Source organism: Williamsia sp. (assembly GCF_016462415.1).
Lineage (GTDB): Bacteria > Actinomycetota > Actinomycetes > Mycobacteriales > Mycobacteriaceae > Williamsia_A.
Genome location: NZ_JAEMTF010000006.1, coordinates 82546 through 97008, shown reverse-complemented (window position 1 = coordinate 97008; position 14463 = coordinate 82546). Strand labels below are relative to the sequence as shown.

The 14463-nt window shown below is 67.4% G+C and carries 13 protein-coding genes; 5 read left to right on the top strand and 8 right to left on the bottom strand.

The features are described 5' to 3' along the window. Window positions 1–230 precede the first annotated feature (230 nt). The 3 genes from katG to JHC79_RS02820 all read right to left on the bottom strand — a co-directional run bounded on the left by katG (window position 231) and on the right by JHC79_RS02820 (window position 3464). Window positions 231–2438, bottom strand: coding sequence for a catalase/peroxidase HPI (gene katG / locus JHC79_RS02830; RefSeq protein ID WP_296388346.1), 2208 nt, complete (start codon window positions 2436–2438; stop codon window positions 231–233). A 70-nt stretch (window positions 2439–2508) separates the two neighbouring features. Next, window positions 2509–2925, bottom strand: coding sequence for a Fur family transcriptional regulator (locus JHC79_RS02825; RefSeq protein ID WP_296388358.1), 417 nt, complete (start codon window positions 2923–2925; stop codon window positions 2509–2511). 59 nt (window positions 2926–2984) lie between these two features. After that, entirely contained in the window at window positions 2985–3464 is a 480-nt protein-coding gene (locus JHC79_RS02820; RefSeq protein WP_296388345.1) for a DUF4262 domain-containing protein, read from the bottom strand. A 182-nt stretch (window positions 3465–3646) separates the two neighbouring features. Here JHC79_RS02820 and JHC79_RS02815 point away from each other — a divergent pair, with 182 nt between their 5' ends. Next, on the top strand, window positions 3647–5017 hold the full coding sequence (locus JHC79_RS02815) for a solute carrier family 23 protein (protein ID WP_296388344.1): 1371 nt from the start codon (window positions 3647–3649) through the stop codon (window positions 5015–5017). 99 nt (window positions 5018–5116) lie between these two features. Here the strand turns inward: JHC79_RS02815 and JHC79_RS02810 are convergent, their stop codons facing one another. After that, window positions 5117–6307: an FAD-dependent monooxygenase gene (locus JHC79_RS02810; RefSeq protein ID WP_296388343.1), complete on the bottom strand. Its 1191-nt coding sequence runs from the start codon at window positions 6305–6307 to the stop codon at window positions 5117–5119. Between the two features lie 177 nt (window positions 6308–6484). Between JHC79_RS02810 and JHC79_RS02805 the strand changes: the two genes are divergently transcribed. After that, complete coding sequence (locus JHC79_RS02805) at window positions 6485–6913, top strand: MarR family transcriptional regulator (protein WP_296388342.1); 429 nt, start codon at window positions 6485–6487, stop codon at window positions 6911–6913. 9 nt (window positions 6914–6922) lie between these two features. Here the strand turns inward: JHC79_RS02805 and JHC79_RS02800 are convergent, their stop codons facing one another. Continuing rightward, a complete protein-coding gene (locus JHC79_RS02800; protein WP_296388341.1) occupies window positions 6923–7306 on the bottom strand; it encodes a universal stress protein in 384 nt (127 codons plus the stop codon). Between the two features lie 57 nt (window positions 7307–7363). Next, complete coding sequence (locus JHC79_RS02795) at window positions 7364–8662, bottom strand: MFS transporter (protein ID WP_296388357.1); 1299 nt, start codon at window positions 8660–8662, stop codon at window positions 7364–7366. A gap of 144 nt (window positions 8663–8806) precedes the next feature. On the opposite strand from JHC79_RS02795, the gene JHC79_RS02790 reads away from it, so the two are divergent. After that, window positions 8807–9274 carry a MarR family transcriptional regulator gene (locus tag JHC79_RS02790; RefSeq protein ID WP_296388340.1) on the top strand — a complete coding sequence of 156 codons (468 nt, stop codon included), beginning with the start codon at window positions 8807–8809 and terminating at the stop codon, window positions 9272–9274. A gap of 18 nt (window positions 9275–9292) precedes the next feature. Here JHC79_RS02790 and JHC79_RS02785 read toward each other — a convergent pair whose 3' ends face one another. Continuing rightward, on the bottom strand, window positions 9293–11287 hold the full coding sequence (locus JHC79_RS02785; protein ID WP_296388339.1) for a glycosyltransferase family 39 protein: 1995 nt from the start codon (window positions 11285–11287) through the stop codon (window positions 9293–9295). Then, complete coding sequence (locus JHC79_RS02780; RefSeq protein ID WP_296388356.1) at window positions 11284–12534, bottom strand: bifunctional glycosyltransferase family 2/GtrA family protein; 1251 nt, start codon at window positions 12532–12534, stop codon at window positions 11284–11286. The genes JHC79_RS02785 and JHC79_RS02780 overlap by 4 nt, the downstream gene beginning before the upstream one ends. A gap of 255 nt (window positions 12535–12789) precedes the next feature. Here JHC79_RS02780 and JHC79_RS02775 point away from each other — a divergent pair, with 255 nt between their 5' ends. Together JHC79_RS02775 and JHC79_RS02770 are read left to right on the top strand one after the other, a co-directional pair. Then, window positions 12790–14091 (top strand): glycosyltransferase 87 family protein, encoded by a 1302-nt coding sequence (locus JHC79_RS02775; protein WP_296388338.1) that lies wholly within the window; start codon window positions 12790–12792, stop codon window positions 14089–14091. Beyond that, a partial coding sequence (locus JHC79_RS02770; protein WP_296388337.1) for a VOC family protein occupies window positions 14088–14463 on the top strand: 376 nt, incomplete at its 3' end. The genes JHC79_RS02775 and JHC79_RS02770, both read left to right, overlap by 4 nt.

The window sequence follows — 14463 nt, the reverse complement described above, 5'->3', positions numbered from 1 at the left end:
GGGAACCACGGCGCCTGATCGTGGCGCGTTCACCAAGGCGGTCGCAGCCGCGGCCAAGCGCATCGCCAACGGCTGAGTCGGTACTTCTCGGCGATCCGCTCCACCTTCGTCAATCCGCTCCGGTTGCAACCGGAGCGGATCAGCACAACCGGAGCGGATCACCGTCGTCCGACAGCGAAACACCCCGCCGACCGGTGGTCGACGGGGTGTTCGCTTCGATCAGGTGCTGATCAGCTCAGATCGAACCGATCCGCGGTCGCGACCTTGTCCCACGCGGCGACGAAGTCACGGACGAACTTCTCCTTGGAGTCGCTCTCCGCGTAGACCTCGGCGATGGCGCGCAGCTGCGAGTTCGACCCGAACACCAGGTCGTTGCGGCTACCGGTGTACTTCTGCTCCCCGGTGCTGCGGTCCTTGCCGATGTAGGTGCCCTGCTCGTCACCGACGGGCTCCCACACGGTCTCCATGTCGAGGAGGTTGACGAAGAAGTCGTTGCTCAGCGTCTCCGTCTTGTCGGTGAACACGCCGAGATCGGAGTTCTTGTAGTTCGCTCCGAGCACGCGCAGACCACCGATGAGCACGGTGAGCTCCGGGGCGCTGAGGGTGAGCAGGTTCGCCCGGTCCACCAGCTGGTACTCCGACGGCAGGCGGTCGCCCTTGCCGAGGAAGTTGCGGAACCCGTCGCGCTTGGGCTCGAGGTAGGAGAACGACTCGACGTCGGTCTGCTCCTGCGTCGCGTCGGTACGACCCGGCGCGAACGGCACGGTGATGTCGACGCCGGCGTTCTTGGCGGCCTTCTCGACCGCCGCGGCGCCACCGAGGACGACGAGGTCGGCGAACGAGACCTGCTTGCCCCCAGCGGAGTTGAACGACTCCTGGATCGACTCGAGGCCCTTGATGACCTGGGCCAACTCGTCGGGCTCGTTGACCTCCCAACCGGCCTGCGGCTGCAGGCGGATGCGGCCGCCGTTGGCGCCACCGCGCTTGTCGCTGCCGCGGAACGACGACGACGCCGCCCACGCGGTCTTGACCAGCTGCGACACGGTCAGACCCGACTCGAGGATCTTCGCCTTGAGGTTCGCGATGTCCTCGCCGTCGATGAGCTCACCGGAGACCGCGGGAACCGGGTCCTGCCACAGCAGTTCCTCGGTCGGGACCTCGGGTCCGAGGTAGCGGACCACGGGGCCCATGTCGCGGTGCAGCAGCTTGAACCAGGCCCGGGCGAACTCGTCGGCCAGCGACGACGGATCGGCGAGCCATCCGCGGGTGATCTCTTCGTAGATCGGGTCGACGCGCAGTGCGACGTCGCTGGTGAGCATCATGGGCGGGTTCTTCTTGCCCTCGACGTGTGCGTCGGGCACGAGATCGGTTGCCGCACCGTCCTTCGGACGCCACTGGTTGGCGCCACCGGGGCCCTTGTGGACCTCCCACTCGTAGCCGTAGAGGGTCTCGAGGTAGGTGTTGTCCCACGTGGTCGGGGTCGCGGTCCAGGCACCCTCGATGCCGCTGGTGATCGTGTACTCGGCGTTGCCGGTGCCGAAGCTGTTCTTCCAGCCCAGGCCCTGCTGCTCGAGGGGCGCGCCCTCGGGCTCGGGTCCGATGTACTTCTCGGGATCGCCCGCGCCGTGCACCTTGCCGAAGGTGTGGCCGCCGACGATCAGTGCCGCGGTCTCGCGGTCGTTCATGGCCATGCGGCCGAAGGTCTCGCGGATGTCGTTGGCCGACAGCTGCGGATCCGGGTTGCCGTTGGGGCCTTCGGGGTTGACGTAGATCAGACCCATCTGGACCGCGCCCAGCGGTGCCTCGAGCTCGCGGTCGCCGGTGTAGCGCTCATCGCCGAGCCAGGTGTGCTCGGGACCCCAGTAGACGTCTTCCTCGGGCTCCCAGCGATCCTCGCGACCGCCGGCGAAACCGAAGGTCTCCAGGCCCATCGACTCCAGGGCCACGTTGCCGGTGAGCACGATCAGGTCGGCCCACGACAGGCTCTTGCCGTACTTCTGCTTCACGGGCCACAGCAGGCGACGCGCCTTGTCGAGGCTGGCGTTGTCGGGCCAGCTGTTCAGCGGAGCGAAACGCTGCATGCCTGCGCCGGCGCCACCGCGACCGTCGTGCACGCGGTAGGTGCCCGCGGAGTGCCACGCCATGCGGATGAAGAACGGGCCGTAGTTGCCCCAGTCGGCGGGCCACCAGTCCTTGGAGTCGGTGAGGACACCGGTGATGTCGGCCTTGACCTCGGCGAGGTCGAGGGTCTTGAACGCGGCGGCGTAGTCGAAGTCCTCGCCGAGCGGGTTCGCGACGGCGGGGTTCTTCTGCAGGATGCGCAGGTTCAGGGCCTCGGGCCACCAGTCGCGGCTGCTCGCACCCTCTGCCGGGAACTTGCGGTGCCCGCCGACGACGGGACAACCGGCCGCGTGATCTTCAGGCTGCTCCTGATTCATCTCTTTTTCGCGGGTTTCGTGGGCTTCAGTCACGACATTCCTTCCAATGGTGGACAACTCGGGCTGGCGATCACGGGTGCGATCGCGAATTGTGGGCTGGGGTGCAGGCGTCGCAGAGGCCCCAATAGATGACCTCTGCCTCGTCGATCGAGAAACCGGCGGGGTTCGACGCGGTCAGACACGGTGCGTCGCCGACGGCGCAGTCGACATCGGCGATGGTCCCGCAGGACCGGCACACGACGTGGTGGTGGTTGTCGCCGACACGCGACTCGTACCGGGCGACCGAACCGGATGGCTGGATCCGGCGGACGAGTCCCGCGACGGTGAGCGCGCCGAGTACGTCGTACACGGCCTGCTTCGAGACGTCGGGGAGATCGGCACGCACGGTGGTGAAGATCGAATCGGTGTCGGCGTGCGGATGGGCGAACACGGCATCGAGAACGGCCACCCGAGGTCGCGTCACACGCAGATCTGCACCGCGCAGCATCTCCGTGAGATCGGTCGTCGAGGGCACTCAAGCACTATCCCGCACTTTTCTGGAATGAGTCAAGAGTTGGCGTGAGGGAGGTGTCCTTTCACCGGTTGCGCGCACGGGCTCAGGCCGTATCCGGCATCCCAGGGAAAGCGGCCATCCCGATCAGGGAAGACGACCTGCAGCGTCGTGAACTCGTCGTAGAGACCGCGCGTCGCATACATGTCCGAGTCGTCGTCGACGTCGACGAGTGTCACCTCGTAGCCCTGGGCCAGGACGCGGTCGAGAGTCGTACCCGCCAGCATGGCCTCGCCGTCGACCATGCGGTGCGCGACCGTGTTCAGCACGCTCGCCGCTGTGCGCGATCCGAGGCCGTAGAGAAGCAGTTCGGGAAGGCCGTGAGACGTCAGGCCAGTGGTGTAGGCGAATGGGGGTTCGTCGTGTGTCGTGCCGGCGAACACCGTCGTCACCTGCCACCGCCCCTCGGCGATGAGTGCGAGCGTGTCGCCGACGCCGTGATCGCGTCCGTTGCAGATGTCGCAGTCGTCATGCATGTGAACCCCCTGAGTCGATGAACCTTCCGCGCGTAGTGAAAGACGCGGGTCTGACTGCGGTCGGTCGGATCGGCGGCGACGTGCACGATCTCGGCCACGGGGTGTGGACGCAGGGCGATCTGTGGACAAGCCGAGGTTCGCATTCCGCGCGAACCGCCATCACATGCCGCAGACTGATCGGCATGTCACAGCCAGACGTGTCCCAGCCCGACACGAAGTCGTCGTCGTTGTTCAGTTGGAAGCAGGTCGACAGCGGAGACGTCGTCGCGCCCCACGAGCGACTGACGTGGCCGCGCACGGTGAGCATCGGCCTGCAGCACGTCGTGGCGATGTTCGGAGCCACGTTCCTCGTGCCCGTGTTGACCGGCTTCCCGCCCGCGACGACGCTGTTGTTCTCCGGCATCGGAACAATCCTGTTCCTACTGATCACCCGCAACCGACTGCCCAGCTACCTGGGGTCGAGCTTCGCGATCATCGCCCCGGTCACGGCGGCGACGGCGTCGGACGGTCAGGGCTCCGCGCTCGGTGGTCTGGTGATGGTCGGCATCCTGCTGGTGATCATCGGCGTGGTGGTGCACTTCGCGGGCATCCGGTGGATCGAGGCGCTGATGCCGCCGATCATCACCGGCACCATCGTCGCGGTCATCGGGCTCAACCTCGCCCCGACCGCCAAGACGAACTACGAGAAGGACGCGATCACCGCGACCGTCGTCCTCGTGCTGCTGATCGCCGTCCTGATCCTGTTCAAGGGACTACTCGGTCGCCTCGCCATCTTCGTCTGCGTGATCCTCGGGTACCTGCTGGCGCTGGCGCGCGGCAAGGTGGAGACCGACGCCATCGGCGCCGCGAGCTGGATCGGATTCCCCGACTTCCAGACGCCCACACTGCATTTCTCGGTGCTGCCGCTGTTCATCCCGGTCGTGTTGGTGCTGGTGGTCGAGAACATCGGCCACGTGAAGTCGATCAACACGATGACCGGCATCAACTACGACAAGCAGATCGGGCGTGCGCTCGGCGCCGATGGCCTCGCGACCATCCTCGCCGGCAGTGGTGGCGGTTCGGCCACGACCACCTACGCCGAGAACATCGGCGTCATGGCGGCGACCAAGATCTACTCGACGGCGGCGTACTGGGTCGCGGGTGTCGCTGCGGTGCTGCTCGGGTTGTCGCCCAAGGTCGGCGCCGTCATCGCCTCCATTCCGCCGGGTGTCCTCGGTGGCGTCACCACGGCGCTCTACGGACTCGTCGGGATCCTCGGCGTCAACATCTGGGTCACCAACCGTGTCGACTTCTCCAAGCCCATCAACCAGTTCACCGCCGCCATCCCGTTGGTCATCGGTATCGCCGACTTCACCTGGACGATCGGCGATCTGAGCTTTGCCGGTATCGCGTTGGGCGCGGTTGCCGCCCTGGTGATCTACCACGTGATGCGGGTCGTCGGTGGTATCCGCGGGACCGTCGTCCCGGATACCGCGACGCCGGTCGAGTCAGGGAAAACAGCGGAGGACGACGGCCCGACGCGGGGAAACGACGGCCCAACGCGCGAGAACTAGGGCCCAACCGGCGGGAACGACGGCCCAACGCGGGGGTGTGGGTGCCCAACCGGCGAACTTACGTGCCCAACTGGCGTGATTACGTGCCCAACTGGCGGGTCAGACGCGTGCCTTGTGAGGGTGGTCGGGCAGAGTGAACTTCTCGGCGGGCGGGGACGTGAACCGTGACGCCAGCTTCCGCACAACGCCGCTCGACGCGACACCGACAGCCGCATTGAACACCCGAACGCCCAACCGCGACTTCGGGTTGGCGATCCGCGGGGCGCCCGGCGGGAGCTTCTGCGCCTCGCCAACGTAGGGCCGCATCGTCGCCTCATATCGCTCGAATCGCCCGTCGCCGCTGGTCAATTCACCGGCCAGCACGTACGCACCCACCAACGACAGACTGGTACCCATGCCGCTGATGGGGGAGGCGCAGTAGGCGGAATCGCCGACCAGCACGACCCGCCCCTTCGACCACGTCGGGAGCTTCACCTGGCCGAGGCCCTCGAAATAGAAGTCGTCGGACTCGTCCATGCCGTCGAGCACACGCGGGAACTCCCAGCCGACGTCTGAGAAGCGCTCGCGCAGCAGCTGCTTCTGCCCCGCGGTGTCGAGGTCGTCGAAGCCCTGCTCGCCGGTCATGAACGAGAACGCCGCACGCCTGGTCCCGTGGCTGTCGGGGCGCAGGAACAGTGACCGACTCCCGGGAAGTGAACACCATGCGGCCCAATCGGTGTCGGTCTCGGTGCGCGGGACGGTGAAGTACGACGTGTACATCCCGAGCGAGCGGATCGCGTCGGCGTCGTCGAACACGAGTCGTCGGGTGCGCGAACGCATTCCCTCGGAGATCACGACAAAGTCGAACGTCCTGCGGGTCCCGCTCGCGAAGACGACGTGCACTTGGTCTCCATCGTCGTCGATCTCGGCGATGCTGTCACCGAAGACGAACTCGGTGTCGTCGGCGACGGCATCGACCAGGATGCGGGCCAGATCGCCACGCAGGATCTCGAGTTCGGCGGTCGGGCCGTTGCCGTCGGCGAAGTCGTCGGCCGCGAACGCGCCCTTGACCTTCCCGGTCGCGTCGACGAACTCGATGCCCTTCTCGCCGGTCCCGGCCGCGCGTACGGCGTCCTCGATGCCCATGCGACGGGCCACCTCCCGGCCGGCTCCGCGCAGGTCGATGGCCTGTCCGCCGGTGCGCAGTTCGGGGGCGCGTTCGACGATGGTCGTGGTGACGCCCTGCCGATTGAGCCAGTAGGCAAGCGCGGGTCCGGCGATGCTGGCGCCGGAGATCAAAACCGATGTCATGAGGTGTCCTGTCCGCCCCGAATCGGGGTGTGTGTGCGAGAATGATGCTTCTCGATCAAGTAGCTTGATCATCAAGGTATCTACGCGACCCGGGGTTGTCAAAGCCCGATGGCCGAGGAGGTGAGCGCGACGATGGCCGACGCGTCAGCGGATCGTGCTGCACAGCGAGAGCGGCTCATGGAGAGTTTGCAGACCTACGGCGCCGACTTCTCCGAGCTCGGACGTCGCTTCGCCGGCTGGCTGGGACTGCACTCCACCGACGCAGAAGCGTTGCTGCAGATCATCTATGCCGAACAGGGCGGGGCGCCGTTGTCGCCGGCCCGGCTTGCCGAACGCATCCACCTCACCTCCGGCGCGACCACCTCATTGCTCAACCGGCTCGAGTCGGCAGGCTTCGTCTCACGCACCCGAGAGCAGTCTGATCGACGCATCGTCACCCTGCGCAGCGAGCAGAGCGTGCACGACCGGGCCGACGAGTTCTTCGACCCACTCGGCGTGAGCATCGACGCGGTGATGTCGAACTATTCGCCGGAGATGCTGGAGCAGTTCGAGAGGTTCATGTGTGAGCTGCACGCGACGATGCAGACGCGGCTGGGTGAGGTCTGAGCAACTGATTCAGGGGACGACGGTCACCGGGCACGGACTGCGGCGGACCGCTCGACTCGCGATCGAGCCGAAGATCTTGTGCACCAGAGCCTTGCTCGCGCCGACGACGATTCCGTCGGCCTGATACTCCGATGCGAGCCGCAGCAGGGCTCCCGCGGGATCGCCGACCACGGACTCAAAGCGTGCGTCGACGTCGTACTCGCGGGCCAGTGACTCGATCTGCGAACCCATCTCGCTGCCCGCGTCGACCAGAGCGGCACATCCGGCCCCGACCCCGGCGACGGCCACCGGCATCACGTTGACCGCGATGACCGTGCTGTTCTCCCGGCGTGCCCGACCGAGCGCGTAGTACACGGCGCGCCACGAGGTGTCGGACCCGTCGACCCCGACCAACAGTCGGTGGGGTCGGTCACCACGAGCGTTCGCATCGGTCGTCGTCGGACCCGCCTGTCAGCGACGGGTCTCGACGGGGCGGCCGAACTTCTGATCGTCGCGGAACGCGGATTCGGCGAGCACGGCCTCGTCTTCGAGTGCCGGGACCTCGTGCACCGCCTCCTCGGCGTCGGCACGCTCGTGCGAGTGCGCCGTCTCCTCCTCGGCGTCCGCGGCCACCAGTGCGCCGTGGACGGTCGACAAGACCACCGCGGCGAGCGCGACGGCCACGGCCGCGATGACGAAGGGAACGTGCGCGTTGTAGTGCTCGACGAGCTTGCCGGCCGCGAACGGTGCCAGGCCGCCGCCGATGAACCGAACGAAACCGTATGTGGCAGAGGCGACCGAGCGCTGCACCGGCGCGATGCTCATGACGGCCGTGGTCACCAGGGTGTTGTTCAGGCCGACGAAGATGCCGGAGACGATGGTCGCGCCGATGACGGCCCAGCGATCACCCGAGAAGATGCCGATCACCAGGCAGACGACGGCCATCCCGAACAGTGCGGCGTACAGGGTGCGGGGAGTACCGAAGCGGGACTTGAGCATCGGCGCGCCGAAGACGGCGAAGATCGCCACCAGGATGCCCCAGCAGAAGAAGACCGCGCCGAGCTTCAGTGCCGACAACCCCATCAGGAACGGGGCGTAGCCGAGGATCGAGAAGAAGCCCCAGTTGTAGAGCAGGCCGGTGACGCTGGTCGTCGCGAGGCTGCGGTGGCGCAGTGCGGTGATCGGCTCGATGATCGAGGACTTCTCGGTCGGCGTCGGGGTGGCCGGGACGAGCACGATCGTCGCCATCAGGGCGATGAGCATCAGTGCCGCGACCCCGAAGAACGGTCCGCGCCAGCTGATGTTGCCGAGGATGCCGCCGAGCAGGGGACCGGTCGCGATGCCGACTCCGAGCGCGGCCTCGTACAGGATGATGGCGCCGCTGAACCCGCCGCTGGCCGATCCGACGATGACGGCCAGGGAGGTCGCGATGAACAGGGCGTTGCCCAGTCCCCAGCCGGCGCGGAACCCGACGATCTCGTTGATGCTGCCGCTGGCGCCCGCGAGCGCGGCGAATGCGACGATCAGGACGAGGCCGATGATCAGGGTGCGTTTGGCGCCGACCCGGCTCGATACCCAGCCGGTGACCAGCATCGCGATCGCCGTGACGACCAGGTAGCTGGTGAACAACAGTGTGACCTGCGAGGGCGTGGCGTCGAGCTGCGTCTGCAACGACGGAAGGATGGGATCGACCAGACCGATGCCCATGAACGAGATCACACAGGCGAAGGCCACCGCCCAGACGGCTTTGGGCTGGCGGAACGAGTCCATCAACGATGTGGAACTGTCGGAGTGCGCCACTGTTCCTCCTGGTGAATCTGGCTGAACACCCCAAGGCGGGCATCCCTTACCTATCCATAGGTACTCTATATAAAACTTCTATGCAATCCCCGGCGACGCTCTATGCTGTCGGATATGAGTGAGTCAGCAGCGGCCGTCGACGACCCGGCGACCACACACGAGGACAGTGATGTCGCCGAGGCGGTCTACGCGTTGATGACCGAGTTGGTGCGTCAGATGCCGCGGGACATGAGCCTCACCTCGGTGGCGACGCTCGCGACGCTCAACCGGACAGGTCCCCGGCGCATCACCGACCTCGCCGTGTCGGAGGGCGTGGCCCAACCGTCGATGACCGCGTTGGTCAGCACACTCGAACGATCCGGACACGTGCGCCGCGGCAGCGACCCCAACGACCGGCGTGCGTCGCTGGTGTCGCTGACCGATCGGGGTCGCGAATACGTCCTACACCGACGCGCGACCGGCGCCGACAGTGTCGCCTCCGTGCTCGACGACCTCAGCCAGTCCGAGCGCGAGGCCCTCGCCGCGGCTGTTCCGGCGATGCGTCGCCTCCGAGAGCTGAAGGCGCAGCAGCGCGAGACCTGACCGATCCGACCCGGTGACCTACCGGGTCGACGAGTCCTGCAGGTCGTAGATCGTCACGCCGTCGATCGTCTGCGCGCGGTAGTTCGTCTGAACCCACGCCGCGATCTGCGCAGCGGTCCCGTTGCCGCGCATCATGAATCCGCCGCCGCCGATGAACCACCCGATGTCGCCCTGGGCGACATATCGCTGGAATTGGGCCAGCGTGGGCGACGGGTCGCCACCGGAGAACCCGCCCACCGGCATCACGGGTCGCTCGAGAGCGAGCTGATAACCGGAGGCGGACAGCGCGCTGACCGCGGCCGCCGCCCACCGATGGTTGGCCGCATCCCGTCCGAGGAGATCGGTGACCGCACGCGGGGGAGGCTCGCCGGTGAACGACCGCCGCAATGCGGTTGCGGCCGCCGCTCTTTCGGCAGGGGGCAAGGACTGTCCCGGCGCCCCGGGCAGCGATGGACCACCGGGCATCCCGCCCGGCCCACCGCGACCGCTCCCGAACGCGTCGAGCGGCGAGCGCTGCGGACCGGCCGAGGCCAGACCGCCGGTACGCGAGGTGGCAACCGTGTTGATCGTGTACGCAGTCGGACCCGCCAGGCCCACGATCACGGCGACCGCGACGATGGCGCGGCCGAAAACGCGCCCGGTGGTGAACTTCTCCGCCACCAGGGCGAGTACCAGCAGCACGGTCAGGACGACCACGACCCAGCGCAGCCAGCCCTGGAAGTCGCTGGTGCGATCGAGGATCACCCAGGCGAGGTAACCGGTGATCGCGGCCGCGACGATCAGAGCGCCGCGCACCCAGAGGGTGTCGCGGGCCCGCCAGCTCCGCACTCCGCCGATGCCGACCAACAGCGCGATCGGCGGCACCAGGGCCAGCGTGTAGTACGGGTGGAAGATCCCGGCCATGTAGCTCATCAGCACGCCGTTGGACAGCAACCACAACCACGCGAACACCATCGTCGATCGCTCGAGGTCGATGCGCGGGGCGCGGCCGCGCAGTGCGATCGCGACAGCACCCAGGATCAACGCGGCCGGGATCAGCCACCCGACCTGTCCGCCGACGAGGTTCGAGAACATCCGCAGGATGCCGGTCTGGCCGCCGAAGAGCGCGCCCGCGGGTCCGTCGCCGCCGGGTCGCGGACCGCCGGCTCCGCCGCCGAGACCGCTGGACTCGTTGCCGGTGAGGCGGCCGAAGCCGTTGTAGCCGATGGTGAGCTCGATGATCGAGTTGTGTTCGGTGCCGCCGATGTAGGGGCGGGAGTCTTTGGGCCACAGGCTGACGGCGAGTACCCACCAGCCGGCTCCGACGACCATCGCGGCGGCCGCGGCGAGCAGGTGCACGATCCGCGTCTTCCACGCGGGCGGGCCGAAGGCCAGGTAGACGACACCGATGGCCGGGACGATCAGCAGCGCCTGCAACTGCTTGGTGAGGAACGCGATCCCGATGAGACCACCGGCGAGCACGGCCCAGCGCACCCGGCCGTCGTCGAGGATGGCGATCGTGGCCCACGCGGCACCGAGCAGCAGCAACACCAGCAGCGCATCGGGGTTGTTGAACCGGAACATCAACGCGGCCACCGGGGTGAGCGCGAGCACCACCCCGGCGAGCAGACCGGCGTTCGGTCCCGCGATGCGTCGTGCGATCAGGTAGACCAGCGCCACCGACGCCACCCCCATCAGTGCCTGCGGCACCAGGATCGACCAGGAGTTCAGTCCGAAGACGCGGACCGCGATGCCCGAGATCCACAGCGACACGGGTGGTTTGTCCACCGTGATCGAGTTGCCGGCGTCGGATGCGCCGAAGAACCAGGCCTTCCACGACTGCGAGCCGGCCTGCTCGGCGGCGGCGTAGAAGTCGTTGGCGTAGCGGTTGATCCCCAGATTCCACAGGTACAGCACGGCGGTGCCGACGATGAGCGTCACGAACGCGATGCGGTGCGCGACGCCATCGGTCGCCGGTGTGGTCTCGGCGGTGGGTTCGCTCTCCGCGGGCGGGGCGGGGGCTACGGCGGTCATCGGCTCGTCTCGGTCGTGGTCTCGGTGGTGACGGTCTCGGCGGCGAGGTGGCGGCGGAACACCCAGCGCAACGACACGAACCGCACGATCGTGGCGACCAGGTTGGCGACGACGAGCACAACGACATCGATGTGTTTGTCGGCGTGGGGATATCCGGTGTGCAGGACGTAGAGCGCCACCGCCGAGATGGCCCAGCCGAACAGGAAGATCGCGACGCCCTGGATCTGGTGCTTGGCCGCCCCCTCGCTGCCGCGGACACCGAAGGTGAACGCGCGGTTGGCCCAGGTGTTGAGCACGGCGGTGACGAGCAGGGCCAGGAAGTTCGCGACCTGCGCACCCACCAGCGGGTGCAGGGCCAGGAAGAGCAACGCGAACGCCACGGTCGACGCGACCCCGATGATCGCGAATCGGACCAGGTGGCCGACCATCCCGCGGGGGACGCCGGTGACGTCGGGTCCCTCGAGGGGGTCGCGGCCGATGGACTGCCTCAGTTCGGCGATCGGCAGATCACCGCTGCCCAGGGCGCGCGCCACGCGCCAGCACCCCTTCAGGTCCGCAGTCGCGGTCTTGACGATGTCGACCTTGCTGTTGGGGTCGTCGACCCAGTCGACGGGGATCTCGGCGATCCGTAGGCCGACGCGTTCGGCCAGCACCAGCATCTCGGTGTCGAAGAACCAGCCGGTGTCCTCGACGAGCGGCAGCAACCGGCGGGCGACGTCGGTGCGGATGGCCTTGAAGCCGCACTGCGCATCGCTGAACTTCGCGTGCATCGCGGTGCGCAGGATGAGGTTGTAACTGCGCGAGATGAACTCGCGTTTGGTGCCGCGGACCACCCGGGCCGACCGGGACAGCCGCGAGCCGATGGCGATGTCGGAATGCCCGGACAGCAGGGGCGCCACCAGGGGCATGAGGGCGTTGAGATCTGTCGACAGATCGACGTCCATGTAGCAGACGACCTCGGCGTCGCTCTCCCGCCAGACGGCGTTGAGCGCGCGACCCCGCCCCTTCTGGTCGAGGTGCACCGTCCGGACGGTGTCGATGGTCTCGGCGAGCCGCCGCGCGACGGCCAACGTCGCGTCGGTGCTGGCGTTGTCGGCGATGGTGATGCGGAAGCTGTACGGCGTCGAGGTCGCGAGATGCTCCTGGAGTCGACGAACGCAGCGTTCGAGATCGGTCTCCTCGTTGTAGACCGGGATCACCACGTCGAGCGTGGGGGCCGGCGCCGTCCGATCGACGGTCACGGCCATGTCCGGCAGGGTCGCCGGGTCGCGTGTGGTCATCGTTGCAGCCTCGCTGTGAGAGGGCCGGGCGCAGGTCGCGTACGCTCCGGAATAGTAAGCCGAGCTAACAGCCTGACTCTACGGCGACGATGCCCCAGGGTCGAGTGTAGTGCCGCCAGAAGCCGTCATCGTGACCAATGCCACGGCCATTGGACTGAAATGTCTGATATTGCAGACGTTTTCAGCAAGTTCACAGGTACGTACCCGAGGAGAATCGGTGCCATGTCGATCAACCGCAGTGTCCTGATCCGCGGGGCCGCGCTGGTGGCGATCGTGCTCGTCGCGGTCGGGGTGCGGGCGATCTTCGTCGACCGCGAGTCGCTGGACTACCTCGCGTTCCTGCGTCCCTGGTACGACCACATCGACAGCCACGACGGCATCTTCGCGCTCAGGGACCGGTTCGCCGACTACAACTATCCATACCTCTATCTCCTTGCTGCGCTCACCTACCTCCACATCCCGTCGCTGATCGGCATCAAGGCGATCTCGGTGATCTTCGACGTCGTCCTCGCCGCGTTCGTCCATCGCATCGTCGCCCAGCGGCATCCGGGGTTCGGCGCCCCCACGCTCGCGTTCGCGATCGTGCTGTTCCTGCCCACGGTGGTGGCGAACTCCGGCTGGTGGGGGCAGGCCGACAGCATCTACTCGGCGTTCGTCGTCGGTGGCGTGTACTTCCTGCTCCGGCGTCGGCCGTGGTGGGCGTGCGCGTTCATCGGGATCGCGCTGGCGTTCAAGCTGCAGACGGTGTTCATCCTGCCGCTCGTCGCGTGGCTCGTCCTGCGCCGGTGGATCCCGTGGCGGTCCTTGCTCGCGATCCCCGCAGCGATGGTCGTTCTCGACATCCCTGCACTCCTGGTGGGTGCGCCCGTCGGCGCGGTGGTGTCGGTGTACACGAACCAGGTCGGGTCGTACAAGAGCACGACCCTGGGGGCGGCGAACATCTACCAACTGCTGCCGTTCACGGGAGATCTCGACTGGCTGGCCTACGCGGGCATCGGGATCACCGCGATCATCGGGGTGGCCTTTCTCGGATGGACCCTGCGCGCCCGTCCCGACGTCACCCCGCGAGCGATCATGGTCGTCGCGACCGCGTCGGTGCTGCTCGTTCCGTACCTGTTGCCTGCCATGCACGACCGGTACTTCTACCCGGCCGAGGTCCTCACCCTGGCGGCGGCGTTCTTCCTGCCCCTGGCCTACCTGGCGGTGCCGATACTGGTCCAGCTCGCGGGGATCGGGGTCTACCGGGAAACGCTCGACGGTCCGATGGTCCGAGAGATCACCGAATTCCTGACCCACCACCGCGGGATGCGACTCGGTGATCACCCGGGTGGCCACGGCGATCGGCCGGGCGGTGGGGCCTTCGGTCCGCACGGGTTCGGCAAGTCCGAGCACTACGAGTCCGGACGCGGCAACGGTCTGCTGCAGACCTACGCCGCGATGATGGCCGCCGCCCTGCTCCTCCACCTCGGCGTGACCGCCTGGGTGGTGAGGCGCCGTGAGCCGGTGCCTACGGTGGATTCATGACCGCCCCGACACCGTCGTTCACCGTCACGTCCGTCGATCACACCGGCCTCACCGTCAGCGACATCGAGCGTTCGATCACCTTCTGGACCGAGGTGATGGGCTTCGAGTTGCGCCGCCGTGGTCACCTCGCAGGCGCGTTCGCCGCGCAGGTGACCGGTGTCGACGACGCCGACATCTCCACCGCGATCATCGGCGCACCGGGCCACACCATCGAACTGTTGCAGTACACCTCGCCCGGTATGGCACCGGACGAGCTGCGCAGCCCCGCGGCGCCGGGAACGAAGCACCTGGCGTTCACCGTCGACGACATCGCGGCCGTGCACGAGCGTCTCGCCGACGGCGGCTGGTTCACCCGTGGCTCCGTGCAGACCA